The sequence below is a fragment of the Pseudomonadota bacterium genome, assembly GCA_039818985.1.
Taxonomy (GTDB): Bacteria; Pseudomonadota; Alphaproteobacteria; order Sphingomonadales; family Sphingomonadaceae; genus Alterisphingorhabdus.
The window spans coordinates 321,416-346,333 of record JBCBSU010000002.1; the positions used below are offsets into that span (position 1 = coordinate 321,416).

At 57.7% G+C, this 24,918-nt stretch carries 29 protein-coding genes, 1 tRNA gene and 1 pseudogene; 13 read left to right on the plus strand and 18 right to left on the minus strand.

Going from position 1 to position 24,918, the window contains the following annotated elements:
• Positions 1–245 precede the first annotated feature (245 nt).
• Genes AAFX04_13245 through AAFX04_13255 form a run of 3 tightly spaced genes read left to right on the plus strand, consistent with a single transcriptional unit; the run spans position 246 to position 1,456 of the window.
• Positions 246–530 carry a hypothetical protein gene (locus tag AAFX04_13245; GenBank protein MEO1046402.1) on the plus strand — a complete coding sequence of 95 codons (285 nt, stop codon included), beginning with the start codon at positions 246–248 and terminating at the stop codon, positions 528–530.
• Positions 514–819 carry a type II toxin-antitoxin system RelE/ParE family toxin gene (locus AAFX04_13250; protein ID MEO1046403.1) on the plus strand — a complete coding sequence of 102 codons (306 nt, stop codon included), beginning with the start codon at positions 514–516 and terminating at the stop codon, positions 817–819. Before AAFX04_13245 ends, AAFX04_13250 begins: the two co-directional genes overlap by 17 nt.
• Positions 803–1,456, plus strand: coding sequence for a hypothetical protein (locus tag AAFX04_13255; protein ID MEO1046404.1), 654 nt, complete (start codon positions 803–805; stop codon positions 1,454–1,456). Before AAFX04_13250 ends, AAFX04_13255 begins: the two co-directional genes overlap by 17 nt.
• 52 nt (positions 1,457–1,508) lie before the next feature.
• Here AAFX04_13255 and AAFX04_13260 read toward each other — a convergent pair whose 3' ends face one another.
• Positions 1,509–2,828: a DUF5623 domain-containing protein gene (locus AAFX04_13260; protein MEO1046405.1), complete on the minus strand. Its 1,320-nt coding sequence runs from the start codon at positions 2,826–2,828 to the stop codon at positions 1,509–1,511.
• A 428-nt stretch (positions 2,829–3,256) separates the two neighbouring features.
• Between AAFX04_13260 and AAFX04_13265 the strand changes: the two genes are divergently transcribed.
• Entirely contained in the window at positions 3,257–3,832 is a 576-nt protein-coding gene (locus tag AAFX04_13265) for a hypothetical protein (protein ID MEO1046406.1), read from the plus strand.
• Positions 3,833–3,950: 118 nt separating this feature from the next.
• On the opposite strand, the gene AAFX04_13270 is transcribed toward AAFX04_13265, so the two are convergent.
• The 3 genes from AAFX04_13270 to AAFX04_13280 all read right to left on the minus strand — a co-directional run bounded on the left by AAFX04_13270 (position 3,951) and on the right by AAFX04_13280 (position 5,472).
• Positions 3,951–4,136, minus strand: a complete 186-nt coding sequence (locus tag AAFX04_13270) for a hypothetical protein (protein MEO1046407.1) — start codon at positions 4,134–4,136, stop codon at positions 3,951–3,953.
• Positions 4,137–4,190: 54 nt separating this feature from the next.
• Positions 4,191–4,556: a hypothetical protein gene (locus AAFX04_13275; GenBank protein MEO1046408.1), complete on the minus strand. Its 366-nt coding sequence runs from the start codon at positions 4,554–4,556 to the stop codon at positions 4,191–4,193.
• An 841-nt stretch (positions 4,557–5,397) separates the two neighbouring features.
• A tRNA-Thr gene (locus tag AAFX04_13280) sits at positions 5,398–5,472 on the minus strand.
• A gap of 134 nt (positions 5,473–5,606) precedes the next feature.
• Here AAFX04_13280 and AAFX04_13285 point away from each other — a divergent pair.
• The gene (locus AAFX04_13285; GenBank protein MEO1046409.1) at positions 5,607–5,753 is read left to right on the plus strand and encodes a hypothetical protein; all 147 of its coding nucleotides are present in this window, start codon (positions 5,607–5,609) and stop codon (positions 5,751–5,753) included.
• On the opposite strand, the gene AAFX04_13290 is transcribed toward AAFX04_13285, so the two are convergent.
• From AAFX04_13290 to AAFX04_13305, 4 genes are all read right to left on the minus strand, one after another.
• Positions 5,750–6,247, minus strand: coding sequence for a thioesterase family protein (locus AAFX04_13290; protein MEO1046410.1), 498 nt, complete (start codon positions 6,245–6,247; stop codon positions 5,750–5,752). The two genes, AAFX04_13285 and AAFX04_13290, sit on opposite strands and share 4 nt — an antisense overlap.
• 64 nt (positions 6,248–6,311) lie before the next feature.
• Positions 6,312–6,704 (minus strand): cupin domain-containing protein, encoded by a 393-nt coding sequence (locus tag AAFX04_13295; protein ID MEO1046411.1) that lies wholly within the window; start codon positions 6,702–6,704, stop codon positions 6,312–6,314.
• Positions 6,705–6,707: 3 nt separating this feature from the next.
• Positions 6,708–7,091 carry a VOC family protein gene (locus AAFX04_13300; GenBank protein MEO1046412.1) on the minus strand — a complete coding sequence of 128 codons (384 nt, stop codon included), beginning with the start codon at positions 7,089–7,091 and terminating at the stop codon, positions 6,708–6,710.
• 69 nt (positions 7,092–7,160) lie between these two features.
• Positions 7,161–8,954, minus strand: a complete 1,794-nt coding sequence (locus AAFX04_13305) for an aminopeptidase P family protein (GenBank protein MEO1046413.1) — start codon at positions 8,952–8,954, stop codon at positions 7,161–7,163.
• A 276-nt stretch (positions 8,955–9,230) separates the two neighbouring features.
• On the opposite strand from AAFX04_13305, the gene AAFX04_13310 reads away from it, so the two are divergent.
• Both AAFX04_13310 and AAFX04_13315 read left to right on the plus strand, forming a co-directional pair.
• On the plus strand, positions 9,231–11,273 hold the full coding sequence (locus AAFX04_13310; GenBank protein ID MEO1046414.1) for a S9 family peptidase: 2,043 nt from the start codon (positions 9,231–9,233) through the stop codon (positions 11,271–11,273).
• Positions 11,270–11,662, plus strand: coding sequence for an acyl-CoA thioesterase (locus AAFX04_13315; GenBank protein ID MEO1046415.1), 393 nt, complete (start codon positions 11,270–11,272; stop codon positions 11,660–11,662). The genes AAFX04_13310 and AAFX04_13315 overlap by 4 nt, the downstream gene beginning before the upstream one ends.
• On the opposite strand, the gene AAFX04_13320 is transcribed toward AAFX04_13315, so the two are convergent.
• On the minus strand, positions 11,659–12,318 hold the full coding sequence (locus AAFX04_13320) for an alpha/beta hydrolase (protein MEO1046416.1): 660 nt from the start codon (positions 12,316–12,318) through the stop codon (positions 11,659–11,661). The genes AAFX04_13315 and AAFX04_13320 overlap by 4 nt on opposite strands.
• A 232-nt stretch (positions 12,319–12,550) precedes the next feature.
• Between AAFX04_13320 and AAFX04_13325 the strand changes: the two genes are divergently transcribed.
• From AAFX04_13325 to AAFX04_13335, 3 genes are all read left to right on the plus strand, one after another.
• Positions 12,551–13,138, plus strand: coding sequence for a MarR family transcriptional regulator (locus tag AAFX04_13325; GenBank protein ID MEO1046417.1), 588 nt, complete (start codon positions 12,551–12,553; stop codon positions 13,136–13,138).
• Between the two features lie 73 nt (positions 13,139–13,211).
• The gene (locus tag AAFX04_13330) at positions 13,212–13,919 is read left to right on the plus strand and encodes a DUF4166 domain-containing protein (protein ID MEO1046418.1); all 708 of its coding nucleotides are present in this window, start codon (positions 13,212–13,214) and stop codon (positions 13,917–13,919) included.
• Positions 13,913–15,442, plus strand: coding sequence for a TIGR01777 family oxidoreductase (locus AAFX04_13335; protein MEO1046419.1), 1,530 nt, complete (start codon positions 13,913–13,915; stop codon positions 15,440–15,442). Before AAFX04_13330 ends, AAFX04_13335 begins: the two co-directional genes overlap by 7 nt.
• A gap of 201 nt (positions 15,443–15,643) precedes the next feature.
• Here AAFX04_13335 and rpsI read toward each other — a convergent pair whose 3' ends face one another.
• The 5 genes from rpsI to AAFX04_13360 form a co-directional block, all read right to left on the minus strand.
• Positions 15,644–16,180 (minus strand): 30S ribosomal protein S9, encoded by a 537-nt coding sequence (rpsI, locus tag AAFX04_13340; protein MEO1046420.1) that lies wholly within the window; start codon positions 16,178–16,180, stop codon positions 15,644–15,646.
• Complete coding sequence (gene rplM / locus AAFX04_13345; GenBank protein MEO1046421.1) at positions 16,180–16,659, minus strand: 50S ribosomal protein L13; 480 nt, start codon at positions 16,657–16,659, stop codon at positions 16,180–16,182. Before rplM ends, rpsI begins: the two co-directional genes overlap by 1 nt.
• Positions 16,660–16,838: 179 nt before the next feature.
• On the minus strand, positions 16,839–17,699 hold the full coding sequence (locus AAFX04_13350; GenBank protein MEO1046422.1) for a hypothetical protein: 861 nt from the start codon (positions 17,697–17,699) through the stop codon (positions 16,839–16,841).
• 72 nt (positions 17,700–17,771) lie between these two features.
• Complete coding sequence (cutA, locus tag AAFX04_13355) at positions 17,772–18,125, minus strand: divalent-cation tolerance protein CutA (protein MEO1046423.1); 354 nt, start codon at positions 18,123–18,125, stop codon at positions 17,772–17,774.
• On the minus strand, positions 18,103–19,233 hold the full coding sequence (locus AAFX04_13360) for a COX15/CtaA family protein (GenBank protein ID MEO1046424.1): 1,131 nt from the start codon (positions 19,231–19,233) through the stop codon (positions 18,103–18,105). The genes cutA and AAFX04_13360 overlap by 23 nt, the downstream gene beginning before the upstream one ends.
• Before the next feature lie 151 nt (positions 19,234–19,384).
• Here AAFX04_13360 and AAFX04_13365 point away from each other — a divergent pair, with 151 nt between their 5' ends.
• Positions 19,385–19,825, plus strand: coding sequence for a MerC domain-containing protein (locus AAFX04_13365; protein MEO1046425.1), 441 nt, complete (start codon positions 19,385–19,387; stop codon positions 19,823–19,825).
• 16 nt (positions 19,826–19,841) lie between these two features.
• On the opposite strand, the gene AAFX04_13370 is transcribed toward AAFX04_13365, so the two are convergent.
• The 4 genes from AAFX04_13370 to AAFX04_13385 form a co-directional block, all read right to left on the minus strand.
• Entirely contained in the window at positions 19,842–20,258 is a 417-nt protein-coding gene (locus AAFX04_13370; GenBank protein MEO1046426.1) for a hypothetical protein, read from the minus strand.
• Positions 20,259–20,422: 164 nt separating this feature from the next.
• Positions 20,423–21,364: a phosphatidate cytidylyltransferase gene (locus tag AAFX04_13375; GenBank protein ID MEO1046427.1), complete on the minus strand. Its 942-nt coding sequence runs from the start codon at positions 21,362–21,364 to the stop codon at positions 20,423–20,425.
• Positions 21,361–21,963, minus strand: a complete 603-nt coding sequence (locus AAFX04_13380; GenBank protein ID MEO1046428.1) for a lysophospholipid acyltransferase family protein — start codon at positions 21,961–21,963, stop codon at positions 21,361–21,363. The genes AAFX04_13375 and AAFX04_13380 overlap by 4 nt, the downstream gene beginning before the upstream one ends.
• Positions 21,960–22,595 carry a CDP-alcohol phosphatidyltransferase family protein gene (locus tag AAFX04_13385; GenBank protein ID MEO1046429.1) on the minus strand — a complete coding sequence of 212 codons (636 nt, stop codon included), beginning with the start codon at positions 22,593–22,595 and terminating at the stop codon, positions 21,960–21,962. Before AAFX04_13385 ends, AAFX04_13380 begins: the two co-directional genes overlap by 4 nt.
• Before the next feature lie 148 nt (positions 22,596–22,743).
• Here AAFX04_13385 and thiS point away from each other — a divergent pair.
• Together thiS and AAFX04_13395 are read left to right on the plus strand one after the other, a co-directional pair.
• Positions 22,744–23,796: pseudogene (gene thiS / locus AAFX04_13390) on the plus strand (sulfur carrier protein ThiS).
• 405 nt (positions 23,797–24,201) lie between these two features.
• Positions 24,202–24,603: a UrcA family protein gene (locus AAFX04_13395; protein MEO1046430.1), complete on the plus strand. Its 402-nt coding sequence runs from the start codon at positions 24,202–24,204 to the stop codon at positions 24,601–24,603.
• Positions 24,604–24,918 lie beyond the last annotated feature (315 nt).

Sequence of the window (24,918 nt, forward strand, 5' to 3'; positions counted from 1 at the left end):
GAGCTACGCAAGATGTGCGCTGCAATGCAGCGCATCTTGGCTCACGGCGCTTCGCTTGTTCGGCAAGGGAACCCTAAGCGTTCCCGTTGCATCCCTTCGGCCTAATGGCGCTATCGCACCAAGATCGTCTTGCCGATCAATCACGCGCAAACATAAAGCCTGTTTGCATCGACTTTCAGCATACGCAGATGTTCATTTGCGCTATGGCCGTATATGGGGTATAATTGGGGAAAGAGGTATGATGTATGATGAAAGTATCTTTCCCCGATATTGATGAGAGCTTTTTGCGCAATAAGGTCAGCAACGGTTATTATAGCAGCATGTCCGAAGCCATTCGCGACATGGTGCGCAAGCAGCGTGAGCGTGAGCAAAACTCGCTTATAGCCGCGTTAGAGGCAGGCGAGCGCGATATTCGGCAAGGCCGCACAACCGCGCTAACCGAAGCCCTTTTTGATAAGATTGTCGAGAGCGGCATGGCCAAGGCGCAAAAAGATGAAGTGATCGTCAATACGGATGTCCTCCCGCAGTAAGTTCACATTGGAAATTACCAGCCGCGCTATGGACGATCTTGAGTCCATAGCGATCTATACTGTGCGGCAATGGGGCGAAGAGCAGAGCGTAAAATACACACGCCAGATTTGGGCGGCCTTGCAAGCCATCCAAGCCAAGCCGAACAGCGGACGGGAGCGCTACGGTGTTCCCAAAGTGATTAGAGGCCGAAAATCAGGCTCGCATGTGATCTTCTATCGCTGCGAAGGTCAGACGATCTACATCATGCGTATCCTGCATGAGAGCATGGACCATGGACGGCATTTGTGATGCCTTCGGAACCTTGAAACAGAAAGCATCAACCATGAAGCAACTTCAGGAAAGTGATGATACCATTCTAATCGCGATCATTGATGAGACTTATCAGGAGGATGAGACTTCTGACGACATCGAGGATCGTAGCGAAGAGTATCGCCTTGAGCTTGAACGTCAGTTTGGTGCGCCCTTCCAAGAAGGCGATATAGGGCCAAGCGCAAGTATCCCCGCGTTTTTGACGGAGATTTTATCAACCCAGATACCGCTTTGGTCATTACTTGCTGGGACGTTTTTCCTTGGAAAGCCGATTAATGAGAACCTAGATGCATGGAAGGCTATCGGAAAAAAGATACACTCATTCTTTTCTAAGCCTGTGGTTCTAAGTCGAAATGGCGCTGCTATCATTGCCGTTGAAGCGGTGTTTGAATATTTGGGTCAAACACCCCGATCAATTCGTCTGGTGAGCTACAGGCCAGAATCAATGCCTGATGCAGATTCATTGGGAGTTATGGAGCGCGACGACCATATTGCCGAAGCGCCCGACACATTGTTTATTGGATTTGTTCAGCATGTTTTCGAGATCGAGGCTGACAACAAGACCTTTAGGGTTGGAGTTGCCGGCAAAGAAGTTGAAATTATCCTGATTGATTGAGCCTTCGGCAAATCAACGCCCCGCCATCAAAGGAGGGGCGTTGATTCCGATATCATGCTGCCAGCTTATGGCGTTCAATATATTTTCGGGTAAGCTTTATCGCAGTATCAATCTTACTGGTTTGCGTCCTCAGTGGCGCGCAGTCCGGATAAAAGCCGTGCAGTTTTGATTTAAGCTCTTCCAAGATTTCAATGAGACCAGCGGAACTTTCGGCCGCCTTCGCAAATGGTCCATCTTCATCTGGATCGTGATAATAAACATCGAAGAAATCAAAATCATCAGGTTCGTTGTGCCTGATTTCAATCTCCATCCAATTTTCCAGCTCGCAACGAACGCTATCCATCCTTCGGTTCACGCTATACGGCTTTGCATCTGAATGGAGGACTGCTTTAATTATTTTTCCAGCTTCAACATGCTCTGTCAGCGGCATTTTGCCGCGCGGCCTTCTTCTCTGTGGCCCAAAGAAAGCGCCATAGGGTATAGTTGTCCGGCTTGGTTCAGCTATGATAGTTCCCTTGCATTTCGCACGCCTAATATCTTGCGGTGTTTTAGCCATCGGGCTGACAAACACGTCATGATTGGGCGCGGATGCGCCCGACCAATCTTTTGAAGTCAGAGGTGCTGGCATCGTGTCAATTTTTGCCATCAAAGCTTCAAAATCATAACCTGTTGATGCATCGGTCGCTACGAAGAAGCCACATGAGTAAGGGTAGTAGATTCCCGGCCATTTCGACGCTTGCAGATGCCAGCAATGCTGTTCCGCCCAAGCTGCGCGTTTCTCAACATCCACTGCTGAAAAATATGGCTCATCAATATGAAACTGTTGGCCTGTTCTATTGTCATACCATTCAGTGACATGATCGCTACCCGGCACTTTGTTGCTACGATCATTTTCTGGATATGCTCCTGTAAAATCGTCCGATGGCTTCAAACCTGTAGCTTCCATGAAAAGAAGCGCTCTAACCGCTTTACAAATCTCGCCTCTGGCAAATTCTTGCGAGTGGGCAACAACATCACTCACAATATGGTCAGGTGCCACGAGTCTACCACCTAAACCTCTAACCATTTTCAATTCTGATTTGCTACAAATCTCCAATAGCGGCTTACTTAATCTTATTTCTAACGTTTCGCGGCCATGGCGATATGGATCGCTTTCATACCAGTAGCGCGTCAAAAACAGGGGATGTTCACCAGAGAGCAGCTCGGTGCATTTAGCTATCGACCGCCTTGCATGTGTAAAGTTTTCAAACCCACCGGACTTTGCTGCGAGATCCAATGCGGTTGAATGCTTGGTGCCATTTGCTTTTTTGATTTGCGTAGCAAGACGCTTGATGCCGTCAATCGAGGACGGACGTATGTTATCGTTTAGCATTATTTTTCTCCTGGCTCGAAAAATAAGCGTCACCCGTCGACCGCCTTTCAAGCCCGAAAAAAATGCTGAAAGGGAAAAGATTAGATTTTAAGCAGTGCTGTCAACAGCTTCGCAACGACGGGTGGCTGGTTCATGCCAAGAACACGTATAATTTACAGCAATTCTGTCGATCTGGCAAATCACTTTGAAACTGCGGCATCCGGGCGGGCTCTCGTAAACCGAGCCACATAGGTGTCTCGGCCATCCGGCTTCGATCCCTGATGCAGATATAGTGTTTCTGGCGAAACACTTCCTTTTCTATTGCTAAGGGGCGTTGCCCCTCGCGCGGGCAAGGCATCCCCACGTCTCCACGCCATGAATGGCGCGGACCCTCGTGCGGAGCCTCCTTGCCCTTGCTACCCCCACTGTTCGCCACGAGGCAGGGTTGCATGCGCAACCCATATTTTATTTTTGATCTTTCTTGCGGTTTTTTCGCCAAATCCCCCGGATCGGCGTTCGGCGTGGTTTATGCTCCCGAATCATCAGCCACTTGCCAAATGGGTAAGTGCAATGTTGGGAAGATTGTTCTATATTTGTTCTTTTCTTTGAGAAAGGAGGATGAAGGGGACAATTACAAACCAACCGCAGAGGAGACCCCGCCCATGGCGCGCAGCACGGAAGAACAGGACAACAGCAACACAGAGGCGGCCGCCAGTCCTAAGCGGCCTATCGTTGAAATCGACTTTGCCAAATATCTCGAATTCACCAAGGACTTTGATGCGACCGAGGAAGAGCAGCGCGAGTTAATCGCTACGCTGCATAAGATCATGCTCACCTTTGTCGATATGGGCTTTGATCTTTGCCCGGTGCAGCATGTCGACGTCACTCAACATTCCTGTGAATCCTTTGAGGAAGATAATCAGGACGCCGCGCAATCGCTGCAAGAGGTGATACGCTCACTTGTTGCAAGCGAGACCAGTTTAACCACCGCCTTTGATACGCAGAGCAAAGGCACAACCCCATAGATAAGAGGAAAGGATGACAAACATACGTACAAAACCAGCAACGGCGACAAGCCCGGTTACCGCGCTCATTTATGCGCGTATCTCAGACCGCAGCCAGCTACAGGGCAGCGGTTTGCAATCACAGGAACATCTGTGCCGCAAATATGCCGAGGATAACGGCTATCCGGTGGAAGAGGTTTTTCTTGATACCGTCACAGGCGGAAAGGCCGATCTGTTTGAGCGCCCGGCCATGTTCCAAATCCTGCGCTATCTCGATGAGCGCCAGCAGACCAATAAGCAGTATATCGTTATTTTTGACGATCATAAGCGCTTTGCCCGGCTGACCGAGATGCACTTGCGCTTGCGCCGGGAATTTGCCTCACGCGGCGCGCTGGTTCACTTCCTCAACTTCAAGACCGAGGACACACCCGAAGGCCGCTTTACCGAAACCATGTTTGCCGCCCAGGCGCAGCTTGAGCGTGAGCAAAATAGCCGCCAATCCTATCAGAAAACCAAGGCAAGGCTCGAAAAAGGGTTTTGGACGCGCCGCGCACCGAGGGGCTATAAATACATCAAGGCTAAAGGCGGCGGGAAAATCCTTGTGCGCGATGAGCCGATTGCCTCCATCGTGCAGGAAGCGCTTGAAGGCTATGCGAATGGGCGCTTTGCCGCAGTAACGGAAATTGAGCGCTTTTTGCAGCGCCAGCCGGACTATCCCAAGGACAAGCCCAATGGCACCTTCCACAAGCAAACCGTGCCACGCCTGTTACGCCAGAAACTCTATGCAGGGTATTTAGAAGCGCCGAGTTGGGGTGTGTCCTTGCGTAAGGCGCAGCATGAGCCTTTGATCAGCTTTGCGACCTTCCAGAAGATACAGGCCAAGCGCAATCAGCGTATTTATGCGCCGATGCGCCAAGACATTAGTCACGACTTCCCCTTGCGCGGGGCGGTGGCTTGTTCGAGCTGCGGCAATATGCTCACAGCCGCATGGTGCAAAGGCAAATACAAGAAATACCCCTATTATATCTGCCAGAATAAAGACTGCGCGGATTACGCCAAGACGATCCGGCGCGACGAGCTTGAGCTAAGGTTCAAGAACCTGCTCAAAGACCTCACACCGACTAAAGAGCTATTTATGCTCGCTGTAGCCCTCTTCGATGATCTCTGGCAGGCACGGCAGGCCCAGACCAAGGAAGCGCAGCAATCGGCAAAGCAGCAGATCGCAAAGCTGGAGCAGGAGATTGCGCGCCTGCTTGATCTCATCGTCGAGACGACCAATCAGAGTGTCATTAAAGCCTATGAAGAGCGTATCTCGGCGCTGGAAACCAGTAAGCTGTTATTAGCTGAAAAAGCCGCCCGGAAGCCGGAAAAGGCACAAGGCTACAGAGACCTTATTAAACTCTCGCTCAAATTCCTCGAAAACCCCGCAAAACTCTGGGATTCCGGGCATTATGCCTTGCGCAGAATCGTGCTCAAACTGGCCTTTACAGGGCCGATCACCCATGACCGGAAAACAGGCGTATTAAACACTAATTTTTCTATGCCTTTCAAGGCTTTAGGAGGGTTAAACATGCAGAAAAACAAAATGGTGCTGCTGGAGAGAATTGAACTCTCGACCTCAGCCTTACCAAGGATGCGCTCTACCACTGAGCTACAGCAGCCAACCATTTTGCATTTTGCGTCTATCGGCACGTCGGTAAAAACGCGCCGCAAACGGCAGAGCGCGCCTATGCGAAGCGGCGCGGCATTTGTCAAGCGTATTGCTCCTGCCAAAGCATCATGGCAGACAATGCCCATGTCCGATAAAAGCCGATCCGGCAAGAAAGCAGAGGCCCCGGCAAAACCGATGAGCCGCAAGGAAAGGCTGGCGGCGCAGCTGCGCGAGAATCTGCGGCGACGCAAGGCGCAGAGCCGGGCGCTGAAGGACGATTCGACCGATTAAGCCGGAAGCTTCTGCGCCGGGGCAACCGCCTCATAGGCGTGGACGGCATCGATAAATCCCTGATGCACCGGCGAGACCTCTTCCGTCGCGCGGTCGAACCAGACCTGGGTCAGCTGAATGGCGTTGAGCAGCCTATCGTCACGGACGATATGGGTCAGCGTCGAGAAGCTGGTGCGGCCGAAACGGGTGATGCGGACACAGATGTCGAGCAGGTCATCAGCGCGCGCCGGAGCACGAAAATCGACATCGGCATGGCGCACCCAGCAATCACCACCAAAACACCCGAGAAAATCCGCCGCATGCGGCTGTGTATCATCGGGAAATGTCGCCATGGCCAGTGCCCGGAAATAGGCGGTGATGCCGATATCGGCATAAACCAGATAATTGGCATTGAACACAATGCCCTGCATGTCTGCCTCATTATAACGGACACGCAGCGGATGGATCAGCCGGAAACCGGCGCGGGGATCGGGATTACCGGGATTGTCGATCATGGAGTAATTTCTTGCGCGCGGCATCCGGCCTGTCAACTGGCGATAAGGGCTCCGGTCATAAGGATCATCGCGGTCGGTGCTCGGTATCCTTGCCGGCAGTAACAAAGATGGCTGTCGCCGGGTCGGTCACATCGGCTGTGTGCCAGACACCAGCGGGATTAATGGCATAATCGCCAGCGCGCAATTCTATCCGCTCTTCGTTGCCATCTGCATGTTGCTGGATCAGCACCATTGCACCCTCGGTACAAATTACCACTTCATCACCCCTGGGGTGCATTTCCCATGCATCCCAGTTGCTGTCAAAGCGGTACATGGAGACCAGTCGCCCTTCGCTCCCATCCGCGCTGTCGTGTCGCTCGGCATAGCCTGCATACCAATTCATGCCGGTAAATTCCGGCTCGACCACCGCCTTGGCGCCAAGGCCGAGATGGACGAAGTGTTGGTCGAGCCGGGGCATGAGTCAGCCTTCGGGCGGGGCGGTCATGCAGAAAGCATTGAGCTTGTTGCCATCGAGGTCGCGAAAATAACCGGCATAAAAGCCGCCGCCGCGGTCCCCCGGCGCACCCTCATCGCTGCCACCTTCGGCCAGTGCAATATCATAGATGCGCTTGACCTGATCCGGATCTTTCGCCTGCAATGCCACCATTACGCCATTGCCGACGCTGGCCGGGTTGCCGTCAAAAGGCTTGGTCAGGCCAATGCCAGCACCGCCATCCATCTCGCCCCAGGCGATGAATGTGTCTTCATCCATCATCCGCCCCACACCCAGTTCCCTGGCGATGGCGTCATAGAATTTCGCGCCGCGTTCCAGGTCATTGGTACCGATGGTCACATAGCCGATCATGTTGTTGTCCTCCCTTAGCTATCATCGATCAAGAACATAATGCGAACATTATGATTCGGTCAAGCGCGATCAAGGATCATTGGCGAGTGGCGCACAGGCCGCCTTGAGCCACTCCAGCGCATCACCTTCGAGCTGCGGCCCGACAATCGCCATAACCTTTTCATGATAGCGGTTGAGCCAGCCAAGCTGGGCATTGCTGAGCATCACCGGGTCGATCAGATTGCGGTCAATCGGCGCGAAGGTCAGCGTGTCGAAACCGAGCATCGCCTGCTCTGCGCCGTCGATGATGCGTTCTTCGACCAGCACCAAATTCTCGATGCGGATGCCATATTCATCCGTCTTGTAATAGCCGGGCTCATTGGAGCAGATCATGCCGGGCTTGAGCGGCTCGCTCATGCCGCCAAAGCTGGCGATGCGCTGCGGCCCCTCATGCACACCGAGATAGCTGCCGACGCCATGGCCGGTGCCATGGGCATAATCGACGCCATCGGCCCAGAGATATTGTCGCGCCAGGGCATCAAGCTGGCCGCCGGTCGTGCCCCTGGGGAAAACCGCTGAGGCCAGCGCGATATGCCCCTGCAGCACCTGGGTGAAGCGTTTGCGCATTTCGGCTGTCGGCTCGCCCACCGCCATGGTGCGGGTGACATCGGTGGTGCCGTCGAGATATTGCCCGCCCGAATCGACCAGATAGAGGCTGTTCATCGTGATCGGCAGATTGGTTTCTTCCGACACCCGATAATGGCAGATGGCGCCATTGGAGGATGCACCGGAAATGGTGTCGAAGCTCAAATCCTTGAGCGCACCGGTCTCTTCACGAAATTGCTGCAGCCTCGCCGCGACCGACAGTTCATCCTGCCCGCCCCTGGGGGCTTCAACCGAGAACCAATGCAGAAACCGGCTGAGTGCGGCGCCATCGCGCGCCTGTGCGGCGCGGTGCCCGGCGACCTCGACAGCGTTTTTGATCGCCTTGGCGAGCACGGTAGGGTCGCGCTTCTCGCTGATCTTCGCGCCGGCATCATCGAGTGTCTGGAAAATCGCGGCTACGGCACGCTCGGGGTCCGCCGCGACCGATTTGTCCGCGAGGTTAGCCAAGGCCGAGGGGAAAGCCGCATAATCATGCACGGCGACTTTGTTGCCCAGATGCGCGCGCACATCATCGGTGAGTTTTTCCGGTGCGACAAAGAGATCGGCACTGCCGTCGCGATGCACCAGCGCATAGCTCAGCGCCACCGGTGTGTGCAGCACATCATCACCGCGCACATTGAACAGCCACGCCACCGAATCGAGCGCCGAGACGATCACCGCGTCATGGCCCTCTTTCTCCAGCCAGTCGGCGACATCCTGGCGCTTCTCTTCGGCCGACTTGCCGGCGAATTCTTGCGCGTGCACCACCATCGGTGCGGCAGAGCGCTGAGGCTGATCGGCCCAGACCGCATCGATCGGGTTGCTGTCGACAGCAACCGCCTTTGCACCCTGTTTCGCCAACGCCTTTTCCATCGCCTTGACGAAGGAGCGGGTGTGCAGCCAGGCATCATAGCCGATAACATCGCCCTTGCGGGCATGATCGCCGAGCCAGCCGGTCACCGACTGATCGGCGGTGCCGATATAGTCATAATGACGGCCATCGACCTGATCGCGTACCTGGATAGTGTAACGGCCATCGGTGAAGATCGCCGCCTTCTCCGCCATCACCACCGCGCTGCCCGCAGAGCCGCCAAAGCCGGTCAGCCATTCGAGCCGCTGGGCATAGCCGCCAATATATTCGGACATGTGCTCATCGCAGATCGGCACGATGAAGCCAGTCAGCTCCTGACGTTTCATCTGTTCGCGCAGTGCGCTCAGCCGTGCTTCATGGGTGGACATGAGCATCATCGTTCTCCTTGCAAAAGCCTGTTGTCTTACACATAGTCGCCACACCATCATTGCGCCAGTGCTTCGGCCAGCTGGTTGCCCTTCCCCATTGTCCGATGGAGGTTTCCCATGTCAGTGAAATTATGGTCGCTGAAATTACGCCCCATAGCCCTTGTCGCGGCGGCTCTCACGCTGAGTGTCGCACCCGCACCTGCCCAACAAACAGAACCGCCAGAAACAGAAGAGCCAGAAACAGAAGAGAAAGCATCCCGTATGTCTCAGCCGCCAATGGCCGAACAGCGTCCCTATAGTTTCGAAGCCCATGGCATCACCGTGGAAGACCCGTATTTCTGGCTCAAGGACCAGAGCTACCCTACAGTCGATGACGAGGATGTGCTCGATTATCTGAAGACGGAAAACGCCTGGTTCGAGCAGAATATGGCGGCACACAAGCCGCTGATCGAAGCGCTGTTCACCGAGATGAAGGGGCGGATCAAGGAAGATGACAGCTCGGTGCCGCAAAAGGATGGCGACTGGCTCTACTGGATCGAATATGAGGAAGGCGCACAGTATAAAAAATGGTACCGCAAATCGGTTGCCGGCGGCGATAGGGTTCTGATCCTCGACGAGACCGAACTGGCCAAGGGGCTCGATTATTTTCGCCTCGGCAGTTTTTCCGTCAGCCCCGATGGCAATTTGCTGGCCTATGGCGCCGATGATGATGGCTCGGAGCGTTTCGATGTCCGCATCAAGGATCTGCGCACCGGCGAACTGCTCCCCGACACCATCCCGGGTACGCTCTCCAGCCTGATCTGGCGCGCCGACTCGGGCGCTCTGCTTTATGGTCTGGCCAATGAAAACTGGCGTACCGACAATGCCCGGCTGCATGTGCTGGGCACGCCGGTCGAAGAGGATGTTGAACTGTACAGGGAGGCCGATGAAGGCTTCCGCGTCGGCATCGGCACCACATCAAACGAGAAATATATCATCATCGCCACCGGCGACAATGAGACCAGCGAGGTGCGGCTGGTGCCCGCCGATAATCCGACCGCCGAACCGATCCTGGTTGCACCGCGCAAAAAGGGCCGCGAATATGCGGTCGAGGAACGTGATGGCACACTCTATATTCACAGCAATGACGAGCATATCAATTTCCGCCTCGCCACCGCCAGCATCGACAATCCCGGCGAATGGGTGACGCTGATCGCAGGGTCGGACACATTCTATATGACCGGCATGGAGGCTTATAAGGACTTTTACGTCATTGAAGGACGCCGCAACGGCCTCGATCAGGTGGAAATCCGCTATTATGACGATCCGGACCGGATCGAGCCGATCCAATTCCCCGAGGCCAGCTATAATGCCGGGACCAGCAATAACCCTGAATGGGATGTCACCAAGCTGCGGCTCTCTTATGAGTCGATGGTCACCCCCGATACCGTTTATGACTATGATGTTGCGGATAAATCGCTCGAAACGCTGAAGGTTCAGGAAATTCCATCCGGTTATGATGCCGGTGAATACCGCACCGAGCGTGTCACCATCGAGGCACGCGACGGGGCGATGGTGCCGGTCAGCCTAGTCTATCACAAGGACACGCCGCGCGACGGCAGCGCGCCGCTGCATCTCTATGCCTATGGTGCCTATGGCTATGCCATCCCGCCCAATTTCTCGACCACGCGGCTCAGCCTGGTTGATCGCGGCTTCATCTATGCCATCGCCCATATTCGCGGCGGCGATGATCTCGGTCGCCAATGGTATCTCGACGGCAAGCTCAAGGCGCGCACCAACACCTTCAACGACTTTGTCGACGTCGCGCGCGGCTTGGCGGCGAAAAACTATACGTCGCTGGGCCGCATTACCGCCAGTGGCGGCTCGGCAGGCGGCGAGTTGATGGGTGCCATCGTCAACAGCGACCCGGACATCTGGGGTGCGGTGGTGGCGCATGTGCCCTTTGTCGACGTGCTCAACACCATGCTGGACGCGTCGCTGCCACTGACCCCGGGCGAATGGCCCGAATGGGGCAATCCGATCGAGAGCAAGGAGGATTTCGAATTCATCCGCTCCTACAGCCCCTATGATCAGGTATCGGCGCAGAATTACCCGCCAATGCTGGTCACCGCGGGCCTCAATGACCCGCGCGTAACCTATTGGGAACCGGCCAAATGGGTGGCCAGGCTGCGCGACACCAGGACCGACGACAATATACTGCTGCTCAAGACCAATATGGGCGCTGGCCATGGCGGCAAATCGGGCCGTTTCGATTCGCTCTATGAAACGGCGGAAGAGTTTGCCTTCATCCTGTGGCAGATGGGAATGGTGGAGGAGTGACGCCCTTCACCCAGACTTTTACCGCACAAGAGCAGCACATTGACGAGCTTGGCCATGTCAACAATGCCATATGGGTGCAGTGGATTCAGGATATCGCCACCGCCCATTGGGGCAGCATTGCGCCAGAAGAGATGCAGCAGCGCTATATCTGGATGGTGACGCGGCACGAAATTGATTATCGCGGCAATATCGCGCTCGGCGAAAGCGTCACCGGGCGCACCTGGATTTCCGATCCGCCGCGCGGGGCGCGGTTCAACCGCAATGTCGCCTTCGACAATGCCGGAGGCAAGACCATCGTCACAGCCATAACCAGCTGGGCGCTGCTCGACAGGCAAACCCAAAAGCTGTTGCGTGTGCGCGACGATATTACCGGAATATTCGGACTTTAGGCCGCTCCGGACAGCGCACTGAGGATCGCCGAAACCGCGCTCGGTTTCGAGGCAAAGCCGAGATGGCCGCAATCGAGCTCGATGGCAGCGTCGCGCTCATTATGTTCGCCCCGGGCACTGACCGGGCTGACAATGCCGTCGCGGCGTGACCAGAAGGCGATGGTCGGCACCGGTGGTTTTTCCCGGGTATTGACCGCAACCGGCGGCGCGTCGACCGGATGGCCGGCGACATGCTCATAGATGCGCCAGGCATTATTAGCGCGCAAATCACCGGAAAAGGGTGCGCCAAGCGTCATCACGCTGCGGATGATATCGGGGCTGTTCTTGGCCGCCTCGCGGGCATAGACCCCGCCCAGCGACCAGCCGATCAGCGTCACCGGTGCGCCATGATGTTGCGCCATGGCATCGATCTGCTCCGCCAGACGCTCCAGCGTATCGCGCCGGGCCCCCATATTGCGGCCCATGCCCCAGTCGCGCACCTTGTAGCCGGTGCGTGCCAGCACGTCGTGCAGCACGCCCATCGCACCGGGTGACGACAGGAAACCGGGCAGCAGCATCACCGGACGGCCGTCACAGGCCGGTTGATGTGTTGCGGCGATGCGCTGCCTCGACATCCGCCCGCTCAGCAGATTGGCGAGCACTGCCGCTTCACGCATCAACAGCCATTTCGATGGCGCGCACGCAGGTATCGGCTGCACCACCAACGGTCTGGTAAGACTTGGATTCGCGATATTGTCCATAAGGGACCAATATGCACATATGTCAGAGAAATTGAAGTTTAATGTCATTAATATGACACAACGCCTGTGACAGGAACAGCCAAAGGCCCTCCTCCATGACGACGAAGGTGGTTGACAGCACCAGAGACTTGTGACAGATATTTCTGTCATGACAGAAATTACAGAGATAGAACCGCAAAGTGATTCGCCCGATGGCGATGTTCTCGCACCGGCTGTGCGCCAGTTCGTGCTGCACTGGGGCGAGATGGGCGGCCAATGGGGCGTCAACCGCACCGTAGCGCAGATCCATGCGCTTCTCTATCTCGCTGAGCGGCCAATGCATGCCGAAGAGATAAGCGACCTGCTCGGCATTGCCCGCAGCAACGCCTCCAACTCGCTCAAGGAGCTGATCGGCTGGAAGCTGATCCGCCGGGTTCCGGTGATGGGCGACCGGCGTGACCATTTCGTCGCCGAAGTCGATCTGTGGCAGATGCTGACGCGCATCGCCCAAGGCCGCAAAGAGCGTGAAATCGACCCTGCCGTCGCCGCACTCGGTATGTGCCGCAATGAGGCAGCAAATGACCCACGTATCTCGCCGGCGGCGCGCCAGCGAATCGAGGCAATGCATGATTTCGTCACCACCATGGATGGCTGGTATTCGGAGATGATGACCGTCCCCACCGGCACCCTGGCGCGGCTGATCAAAATGGGCCGCACGGTGCTGAAATTCATTCCAAAAGGCAAAAATACCGACTGAACCGCGCGCTTCGGCACGTAAAAAAATTTGGCTATTGATTTCTCTTTCTACAGAAAGATCAGGATTGACTATTATGGCTGGAAATATTGCAATCAGAGCTGAAGGCACAGTTTCAGCGCCACGCAGCGAAGAGGCAGAAGCGCGGTTCAACACCCCTGCACCCTGCCCCGATTTTGCCCGACTGTTGCCGCGGGGCAAATGGCTGGCCCTGCCCGCCGCCATCCGCCGTCGCTTCTCGCGCAGTGCGTCGGGTAACAGCGTGATCAGCTATCACGGCATGGTAGTGGAACAGAAGGCCAATGCAGCGGGCTGGTTGATAACCCAGGCGGCGCGGCTGATCGGCGCGCCTTTGCCCTTTTCCGTCTGCGGTCCGGCTGCGGTCACCATCACCAGCCTGCCCGCCCATAAAAATGCACCTGCGGGCCAGATCTGGTCGCGCCAATATGGCCGCCGCGCTGGTTTCCCGCAGGTCATTCACTCGGTGAAACGCTTTGCCGGACCCACAGGATTGGAAGAATATCTTGGCATGGGTATCGGTATCGCCTTGCGCCTCGATGCCGATGACCAAAGCCTCGATTTCCTCAGCGATCATTATTTCCTGATGCTGTTCGGCAAGCGCTTTCGTCTGCCGCGCTGGCTCAGCCCCGGCGATCTCAGCATCGGCCATATTGCTAAAGGCGAACAACGCTTCGCCTTCACCCTGAAGCTCTCACACCGCCTGTTCGGCGTGATGATCGAGCAAGTCTGCCTGTTTGAAGATGAGGAGAATGCACCATGCTGAATGATCCGATCCTGATCGCCCTGTTGCTGTTGCAGATTTTCATGGGCGCCTTTGATACGCTGTTCCATCATGAGATGACGCAGCGGCTGGGCTGGTCCAAGGGCCAACAGTTCGAATTGCGGCTCCATGGCATGCGCAACCTGATCTATGCCGCTGTCTTTCTGATGCTCGGCCTGACCGCTCCTGCTGGAGCATGGGCGATCGCCCTGATGGCGCTGCTGGTGATCGAGCTCTGCATAACCTTGGTGGATTTTGTCGAGGAAGACCGGGTGCGCCTGCTACCTGCCAGCGAGCGCGTGACCCATACGCTGCTCACGCTCAACTATGGCGTGGTGCTGGCGCTGTTGCTGCCCAAGCTCTTTGCCGCCGCGCAACTCCCGAGCGCCTTGCCCTTTGTCTGGCAGGGTTGGCTCTCGCTATTTCTCGCGCTATCGGCACTGTCAGTAATCATCTTCGGCCTGCGCGATCTATTCGCCGCGCGCCGTCTCGATGCCATGGCCGAACTGGGCGACGACCCGGCGACATTGGCCAGCGCCCTGCCACCGCAACAGCGCGTACTGGTCGCTGGCGGCACAGGCTTTGTCGGCAGCCGCCTGGTCGAGGCGCTGGTCGATGCCGGGCATGAGGTCAGCGTGCTGACTCGCAGTATCTCCAGCGCACGCCATCTGCGCCATCCGGTCAAGCTGATGACCAGTCTTGACTGGATCGCCGATGAGCATCCCGATGGCCGGCCTTATTTTGATGCCATCATCAATCTTGCCGGGGCGTCTGTCGCGGGTGGACTGTGGACCGCCAAGCGCAAACAGCTGATCCTCACCAGCCGCGCCGAGGTGGCGCAGCAGCTGCACGATTTCTGCCGTCGCCAGATCGCCCGCCCACCGGTCTATATCGGCGCCAGTGCAGTCGGCTATTATGGCGATGGCGGCGAGGCGGTGATCGATGAAGGCAGCCCGCGCGGCAGCGGCTTTGCCGCAAAAAGCTGCCGCGAGGTCGAGGCGCTGGCTGATCGGTTCTCGCTGTTCGGCATGCGTATCGTCAGACTGCGCATCGGCATGGTGCTGGCGCATCAGGGCGGTTATCTGGCGCAATTGTTGTTGCCGTTCGAATTTGGTGTTGGCGGACCCATCGGCAATGGGCAGCAATGGCTGAGCTGGATTCACCGCGACGATCTGGTCCGCGCCATCACCTTCTGCATGGCGCACAAGGAGGTCAGCGGCGCGGTCAATGCGGTTGCACCTAACCCGGTACGCCAGCGCGAATTTGCACGCGCCTTTGGCCGCATATTGCAGCGCCCGGCCTTTATGCCGCTGCCGGCATGGCTGCTGAAACCTTTGCTTGGGGAGATGGCGGACGACCTGTTCCTCGCCAGCCAGAAGGCGCTGCCGGTCAAGCTGTTGTTCAACGGCTTCCGCTTCCGCCATGGCGATATTGATAGTGCACTGCCTGCGGCTTTGGGGATGGAAGGACCAGCGCTCAATCCCGTTCAGTATCTGCATTATCGCGAGGCCAAGCTCTTAAGCTGATAGTGCTCTTGAGCAGATAGGAGAACAGCGCGTGACGACCACAATATGAAACTCGTCATTGCGAGCGCAGCGAAGCAATCCAGGATAGCATGCACCTGCTCCGGATTGCCGCGTCGCTTCGCTCCTCGCAATGACGGATAAAAAAAGCGGGCGCCCGATTGAGCCGCCCGCTTTTTGTTGTTCGGTAATGGACAGGCAAAATTAACGCTTGGAGAATTGGAAGCTCCGGCGGGCTTTGGCGCGGCCATATTTCTTGCGTTCGACCACACGGCTGTCGCGGGTCAGGAAGCCTGCTGCCTTCACTGTCGAGCGCAGAGCTGGCTCGTACTTGGTGATCGCCTGGCTGATGCCGTGCTTCACCGCACCGGCCTGCCCCGACAGGCCGCCGCCTTTGACCGTGGCGACAATGTCATACTGACCGGCACGATCGGTGATCGCGAACGGCTGGTTGATCACCAGACGCAGTGTCGGACGCGCGAAATAGGTTGTCTGATCACGGCCATTGACGGTGATCTTCCCGGTGCCGGGCTTGAGCCAGACACGGGCAACCGCATCCTTACGACGACCGGTGGCATAGGCGCGGCCATATTGATCCAGCTCCTGCTCACGCAGCGGCATGGTCGGAACTTCTGGTTCGGCTGTTACAGTTTCACCAGCTTCGGCAGCAGCGGCATTTTCGGCCACGGCGTCACCGGCGATTTCCTTGATGTCGGAAAGGGACTGACGGGTATCGGACATTATGCACCCACCTTATTCTTGCGGTTCATGGAAGCAACATCGATGGTCGCTGGCTTCTGGCCCTCATGCGGGTGCTCAGTGCCATTATAGAGATGCAGCGCGCGCATCTGGTCGCGGCCCAGTGGACCACGCGGGATCATGCGCTCAACCGCTTTTTCCAGGACACGCTCGGGGAAACGGCCTTCAAGAATACGCTCTGGCGAGGTTTCCTTGATGCCACCGGGATAGCCGGTGTGCTTGTAATAGCGCTTGTCCTTGGTCTTGTTGCCGGTGAACTTCACCTTGTCGGCATTGATGACGATGACATGGTCACCGCAATCGACATGCGGGGTATAGCTCGGCTTGTGCTTGCCGCGCAGGATATTGGCGATGATCACCGCAACGCGGCCAACCACCAGATTTTCGGCATCAATAATATGCCATTTCTTTTCAACCTCTGCCGGCAGCGCCGGTTTGGTCATCTTGGTAAGCGCCTTCATGGCCCATAAACCTCCAGTGACGGCCGGATCGGCATCGAACCGGCCTGCAAAACAGTGTCGCTTATGCTAAGCGGTGTGCAATTCAGCATGATGCCGATATTGCAGAAGGCGCGCTAATGGCGGCCAATCACGGCTGAGTCAAGCATTTCTAATGGTTTTCGGGCGGGTAAAATAATACCTTATGGTGTATTTTCTGGCTGGCGACACAGCCGGTCGACCGCGCCTGTATCGGTGATGCGCTGCCATTTCTCGGTGCTGACACGTTCCATTCCCATCGCCTTGGTGCGGATAGTGCGGCGTAGCTCCAGCAACAAGCCATCAGCGGCAACCGTCATCTCTCCCTCGCTGCTGCTCAGCGCTGGCGCGCCTTCATCTAGCTGCGACCGCAGCGCCCATAAGCGGCTGCCATCGGCGCGCTCCACCGGGGTGGCGCGTTCGCCGCCGGGGCGATAGACCCAGTGGCTGCCCTGTTGTGCGATTGCAGCCTGACCCAATATCGGCAGCACCGATGCCGCGAGATAGGCATCGCGTGCCTCGGGTGGCGTCGCGATAATTTCATCGAGCAGGCGATAGCCGATGCTGCGTGCCGCCGGTTCGGCGATACGCTGCTCCAGCGAGCCGCGCATGGTTTTGACCGCATCGATCAACCGCTGCCATGTCGCTTGTGTATCCTGCACTGCGATGATGTCGCCCGATGAAGTGAGGTCGAGGATCAGCCATTCATCGCGCTTGATCGCGGTGCCAATGCCCAGCAGCGCGACCAGCCGGTCCGGACCCTCGCTGGCAATATCGGCCACCCGGGCATCGAGCCGATAGCCCCTGCCGATCCGGGTGAAGCGGATACAGCGGTGGATGCTCTGGCTCATCACATTGTCGCCGGCAGGGCGGGTAATATTCCGGCGGTACAGCAGCGGCTGGCCTGTAGGGGGTGCAAAGGCGCGGATATCCGTGCTGCTTTGCGCTGCCGCAATCGGCACAGCGGCAAAGGCGAGCGGCAAGGACAGCAGTAATCCCGATAACATGGCGCGCGTAACAGACATGATGGCTGCCTAGCCTGTCCGCGGCACCAAGTCAGCCGCAAAACATGCCATCAACAATGTCCAGGACAGGGTCTATATTGTCTGGCCGCCGGTCTGTTCGATGATCCAATCGGAAAATGCCTCTTCACTGTCATCGGCGCGCCACACGCTGATGCCCGGCAGATCATAGCTGTGCATCGCGATAATGCGGGTCTTCAGCGCCGGCAGAGCCGCCATGCGGGTCTTGAACAGCACCGCCACCTCGCCATCCTCGCGCACCTCGCCATGCCAGCGATAAATGGCACGCGTCTCGCCAAGGATATTGGCGCAAGCGGCAAGCTCCTCCTGCACGATCTTGCGCGCGGCGGTGCGCGCCTCGTCAATATCGGCAAAGCTGCAATAGACGGTGACGATACGATTGCCGTCAAAGTCGGAAGCGGTCATCATGTTGCTCCTGTTGCTTATCCCTTGCCATTTTCAGGACTCGCGATTTCGGAGGTATTTCGGGCCAGCCCAGACGATGCACGGCCCACACAGTGGACAGCACCACCAGCGCGCCGACCGCCTGATGCAGCACCGCCAAGGTGATGTTCACCTGGGTCATCACCGTGGCGATGCCGAGAAAAATCTGTGTCCCAAAGGCCGTATGCACCGCCAGTGATATGCGCCGGTCGCTATGGCGGACCTTGCGCGCCAGCCATATCAGCGCCGCTACTGCCACCCAGGCCCACCAGCGATGGACGAAATGGATCATCGTCGGATCATTGACCAACAGCTGGCCGAGACCGAGACCCCAGTTGATATTGGGCACCAGCGCACCTTCCATCAGCGGCCAGCTATCCGAGACCAGTCCGGCATTGAGCCCGGCCACCCATGCCCCGAACAGCAGCTGGACAAACAATATGGCCAGCACCGCCGCGCCAAAGCCGGTCATCCGCGCCGGGCGTGTCAGACCTGCAGCATGCCGCCTGAGGTCAAGCGCGGTCCAGGCAATGCCACCGAGGATGAACAGCGCATTGAGCAGATGTACCGACAGACGGAAATGGCTGACATCGGTGCGCAGCGTGAGGCCCGATTCGACCATCCACCAGCCGATGGTGCCCTGCAACCCGCCCAGCGCCAGCAGTGCCAGCAACCGCCCCTTATAACCGCGCGGAATCGCATTCTTCACCCAGAACCACAGCAGCGGCAGGGCAAAGGCGACGCCAACCAGCCGTCCGAGCAGCCGGTGCACCCATTCCCAGAAATAGATGAACTTGAATTCGGACAGCGTCATGCCCGCCGGGCCGTTAATCTCGATATATTCGGGGATTTGCTGATATTTGCGGAACTCCTCGGCCCAGGCGGCGTCGCTCAGCGGCGGCAACGCCCCGGTCACCGGTTTCCATTCGGTGATCGACAGGCCGGATTCGGTCAGCCGGGTGATGCCACCGACCACCACCATGGCGAACACCAGAAAGGCGACCGACCACAGCCAGTTGGAAATGGCGATGGGGCGGGCCAAAGCGGCATCTGCGCGGTCAGCGGCAGGCATGGTCGCAGTTGCAGTCTCCATGCGGCCCATGTGCGCCCGCAAGCCCGACGTTACAAGGGCCTAATCGCGATACCGGCGCCGCTTTGTCGGCGCGGCAGCGGTGCTGGCAGAAAATTTACTCCGCCTGATGCGCAGCCTTGTCTAATGTGATGTTATAACCTAAGTGCCAGCCATGGCTTCTGCTCCCCATATTCATAGTGCGCCGGCACAGGCTGCCAGTGCGGCAGCACAGGGGCCGGACAGCAAGGGCGTTCAGCGCGGACGATCAGGCGGCCTTGACAGCCTCGCCATGGCGCTTTCCGGACTTTGCGCTGTGCATTGCCTGATCAGTGCGGTGGTGCTGGCTCTATTGGCCTCGGCCGGCGGCATTTTTTTCGACCATATTGTGCACGAAATCGGTCTGGGACTCGCCTCGATCCTTGCCGCCATTGCCTTTGTCGACGGCTTTGTGCGTCACCGGCTTTTGCTACCGCTCACTCTGGGTGGCCTTGGCATTGCGGTCATGGCCGGCGCACTACAGCTTCATGACCATAGCGGCGAGATTATCGGTACGCTTATCGGCGTGACATTGCTGTCGCTAGGCCATTATCTCAACCGCCGCGCCAGACGCTGACGAATCCCCGGCAGCATCAGGGCATGGTGCTGAAATACCAGCCATAGAATATCACCCAGAACAGCAGCATCAACGCTATCCGCACCCGGTCCGGCAAGCGGCGCAAAAGCCATGCAATGATCGCGGCCAGCACCGCCGCCAGAAAATAGCGTGGCAGGCGCGCGCCGAAAGTGTGCAGCGCCAACAAGCCATAGCCGCTGTCCCGGGCCACGGCACCCAGCACATAAAGCTTGTAGGGAACACCCGAAAACGCGCCGGAGAGCATCGCGACAAAGCCTTGCCCGGCATAGTCGTCCATCGCCTGATTCATCAGCGCGGCATCAATGGCGGGCAGGGCGATCACCACTGTCTGGATCGCTGCCATGTCATGACCGGCAAGCGCATAGAGCAGCCAGCCCCCGACAATGGCCGCAAAGGCCGCAATAAAGGGCAATGGCCAGACCTGTCGCCATGGCCGGGATATTGCCAGAACCGTCAACGCGACATCCGCTACAATGAAGAATAGACAAGCCTCCGCAAAGCTCCACAGCGCCACCAGCATGGCGGGCCAGTTGCGGGGCAAGCGACGCTGGAGCATTATCGCCATCGCCTGACCGCTCAGAGCGCGTAGAAATAATTGGTGATATGATACATGATCGGGGCCGCGAAACTGACCGAGTCCATCCGGTCCATCGCACCGCCATGGCCCTGTATCATCGCGCTCCAGTCCTTACGACCAAGCGAGCGCTTGACTGCGGAAAGCACCAGCCCGCCCCAGAAGCCCGCAAGCACGATGGTGAAGGCTATGGCGGCAGCTGCCAGCGGGGTAAATGGCGTGATCCACCACAGTCCGGCACCGACCAGAGTAGCAAACAGGCCGCCACCGATAAGGCCCTCCCATGTCTTGTTGGGGCTGACACTGGGGGCCAGCTTGCGTTTGCCGAACAGCTTGCCGAAGACATATTGCGCGACATCGGAAATCTGGACCACAGTGACCAGGAAGAACAGCAGCAGGAAATTGCGTCCTTCAAAACCCGGAATATCGAGATTGATCAGCGCCGGGGCATGGCTGATGCAATAGACGGTCAGCATCAGCGCCCACTGAATCTTCGCACTGCGCACCAGAAAATCCTTGGTTTCGCCGCGCGCGACCGAGAGGATCGGCAACAGCAGAAAGGCATAGACCGGGATGGCAATCGAGAACAGTGCCGGCCAGTCGATCCAGATCAGCCAATATTGCATTGGAATGAAGATGTAGAAGGCGGCCACAGTAGCGCGATGATCGGCTGCCAGTGTCGGTGTGATCGAGAGAAATTCGCGCAAGCAGTAAAAGCTGACCAGCATGAACAGCATGATCGTAATCCCCTTGCCGAAGAAAAAGGCAAGGCCGAAAATCGCCACCATCAGCCACCAGGCACGGATACGCTGATTGAGATTCTGCACCGTGGCATTGGGGCCATCCGGTCCTGATCGCCGTGCCAGCACGAAGCCGACCACGCTGGCGATGAGCAAAAGGCCGACCACTCCGGACATGAGATAGAGGAATGTTGGATCATTCATGCGGCATGTTCCGCCAGAGCAATGATGGAGTCGCGGGCACGATCGAGGAAAACCGCCTTTTGCTCCCCCTCGACCCGTACCAGCGGCGCACCGAAGGTAACCGAACAGCTGATCGGGGCCGGCAGGATTGCTCCCTTGGGATAGGCACGGCTGAGATTTTCGAGATAGACCGGGATCAGCTCGGCATCGGGAAATTCGCGTGCCAAATGGAAAATGCCCGATTTGAGCTTGCCCGGGAGCGCATCATCGCGACGCGTGCCTTCGGGGAAAATGATCAGCGACTCCCCGCGCTGCAGCACCTCGCGCAACGGTTCGAGCGGGTTTCGCGAAGCCTTGCGGTCAACCAGCACAGCGTGCAGCACGCGCAGCGAGATATAGCGCGTCAGGGCGTTCTTGCCCCAATAATCGGCAGCGGCGACCGGATGGGTCACAGCGCGAAACTCGGGCGGTATCGCAGCGCACATCAATATCGTGTCGAGATGGCTGCCATGATTGGCGAAATAGATGCGTGGCCCGGCCGCAGGAGCGCTGCCCTGCCAGATCGGACTGCCGCCGACCAGAAAGCGTGTAATGGCGAAGATGATGTGGCGCAGGATCATCCGGCCGCATCCACCAGCTTCTGCCGCAACCGCCATGTGCGTCGCAAAATGGTAGCTGTCGTGCCAACCGCCAGCGCGACAAAAAGCCACAGGCCGATGACCGCACTGCCCTGATACTGGCCCTCAATCGCCAATGCGAAACAGGCCAGGGTAAGCAAGGCCATACGGTGCGGCTTGGCCATCGGTCCGCAAAAATCATCACCATGGCCAAGCGCGCTGCCCATGGCGCGAACATAGGCGGTGGTTACCGCGAGCAGCGCCGCCAGCCAGCCCAGCCAGGGCCATCCGAGCGCATAACCGAAAGCAATCAGGAACAGGCTGTCCTCGACCCGGTCGGGCAGTTCGTTGAACAATGGCCCGGTCGCGGTGCCGCGCCCGCCTTCAACCGCGACAAGCCCGTCGAGCATGTTGCACAACAGCCGCAGCTGGATGCACAGCGCCGCGAGCAGGAACAGCAGCGGCTGGCCATTGGCAGCGACCAGCATCAGCCATGACCCGATGGCCGCAAAACCGACCCCAAGCACCGATATCTGATTGGGGGTAATCCCGGTGGCGAGCAATGCGCGGGTGAGTCCGCTGGCCCAACCGGTGGTGCGCGACTTTAACGGTCTGCGGCTATTATTATCGCCCATTGCCTCCCCTGTAGCGATGCAGCAGATCACCGCCGCTCCGGCGCACTATGTTGCATGGCTTTTGCCGACACTCCACTTTTTTCTTGTGGTGCGATGGCGCCACCGCAAGTGTCTTGTATAGCCGCAACGGTTACGCCACATAAACGGCATGAACAACATGATATCGATCACCGTCAACGGCGAATCCCGGCAGGTTCCGCAGGGCAGCTCGCTCATCGACCTGTGCACAACGCTCGAACTCGATCCGGCGAAAATCGCCGTTGAGCATAATCGCGAGATCGCGCCGCGCAGTCACCATGCCGATATCATCCTCGGCGATGGCGATGCTCTGGAAATCGTCCATTTTGTCGGCGGCGGGTGATGGTTTTTCGCTGCGGCTTATTCTATATCGCCTTTTATGAATGATATGATGTCTTCCCCCACCACCTTCGACGATGACAGCTGGACCGTCGCCGGACACACATTCACCTCACGGCTGATCATCGGAACCGGCAAATATGCCGACTTTGCCGAAAATGCCGCGGCGCTGGCGGCCTCGGGTGCCGAGATCGTCACCGTAGCGGTACGCCGGGTCAATATCGCCGACCCCAAGGCGCCGATGCTGACCGATTATATCGATCCGAAGAAAACCACCTATCTGCCCAACACCGCCGGCTGCTTCACCGCCGATGAGGCGATCCGCACCTTGCGGCTGGCGCGTGAGGCGGGTGGCTGGGATCTGGTCAAGCTCGAGGTGCTGGGCGAGGCCAAGACATTATATCCCGATATGTATGAGACGCTGCACGCCACCGAGACACTGGCGAAGGAAGGCTTCAAACCGATGGTCTATTGTGTCGACGATCCGATTGCCGCCAAGCGGCTGGAAGATGCCGGTGCGGTGGCGATCATGCCGTTGGGTGCGCCGATCGGCTCGGGTCTGGGCATCCAGAATCGGGTGACGATCCGGCTCATCGTCGAGGGTGCGAAGGTGCCTGTGCTGGTCGATGCCGGGGTCGGCACCGCCTCCGATGCCGCGGTGGCGATGGAGCTGGGTTGCGACGGAGTGCTGATGAACACCGCCATTGCCGAGGCCAGGGATCCGGTGATGATGGCACGCGCGATGAAATATGCGGTCGAGGCCGGACGTTTGGCCTATCGCGCCGGGCGCATGGCGACGCGCAAATATGCCGATCCCTCAAGTCCGCTCGCCGGACTGATCTAGAATCGCGCCTTGCGATTCGGCTGATTCCATCCGAAGCGCCGCAACTGATCACCTGATTCGACCATGATGCGCGAACAAATCTGGCGTTCGTCGGTCACAAAATTGTCTTATGTAAACACTTGTCGACGGTTTAACGCCGTTCGTCTCGACGAACGCCACATAACGCTATCGCAACGCTGTCCATCGAAGGCCCGGCGATTGGCCCTGCCGATGCGGGTATAACCGGAATTGCGAGAGGAGGAACATCACGCTCCCCAAGCCAGTTCCTCCCTCCGGCCCAGCAATGGGATCTGGATAGGGGACGGTGTTTTGCTACCCTTTGGGCACCGTCCCCACTTTGGAAAACCGGTTATCGGACCATTCCCCGAAGGTCCGGTCGCCATGATGACCCGAGAGGACAAGACAATGCGTGTACTGACTTCCCCGAAACGCCCGACCACATCATCCCGCCTGGCCCGCCGTCTTGGCGCTGCCGCTCTGATCGCCGGTGTGGCCCTGAGCCCGATTGCCGCCCAGGCCGGTGAGGATCGCGACCCCAACCGCACCTATCGCTCGGTAGAGGTGCAGATCAATGACCTTAATCTCGAAAGCGATGCCGGCCAGAAAACACTCCAGCGCCGCATCAAATATGCTGCACGTGAAGTGTGCCGCCCGGCACCACGCCTCAACCTGCGCGACCACAGCGATTACCGGCGCTGCATGACCGAAGCACTGGACAGCGGTCGCGAAGCGATTGTCGAGGTCCTCGCAGCCAAGGAAAGCGGCACCCAATTGGCATCGAGCGACATCACGATCTTCGCAAACTGAACTGGGACGCCGGGAGTCCACCCCTCTTCCGGCGCTCCGGTCCCGCCAGGGCACAGCCCCGGTCATGGACCATCGAACTGGCCCCTCACGGGGCCCTTTTCGATTCTGCAGGAAAACTTCTGAATCGACCCTCTTGAATATCGCTTCGGGCACCACATTTAATGCGTCGAGATATTTGTTTCGGAAAGCTATGCGAAATTAAATTTCGCCATCTGTAACGAATATGATTCCATCCCCGAAACAATGATCAAGCCGCCCGGTGCGGTACGATATGAAAGGAAAGAACAATGACCCTTGGATATAAACTGATGTTCG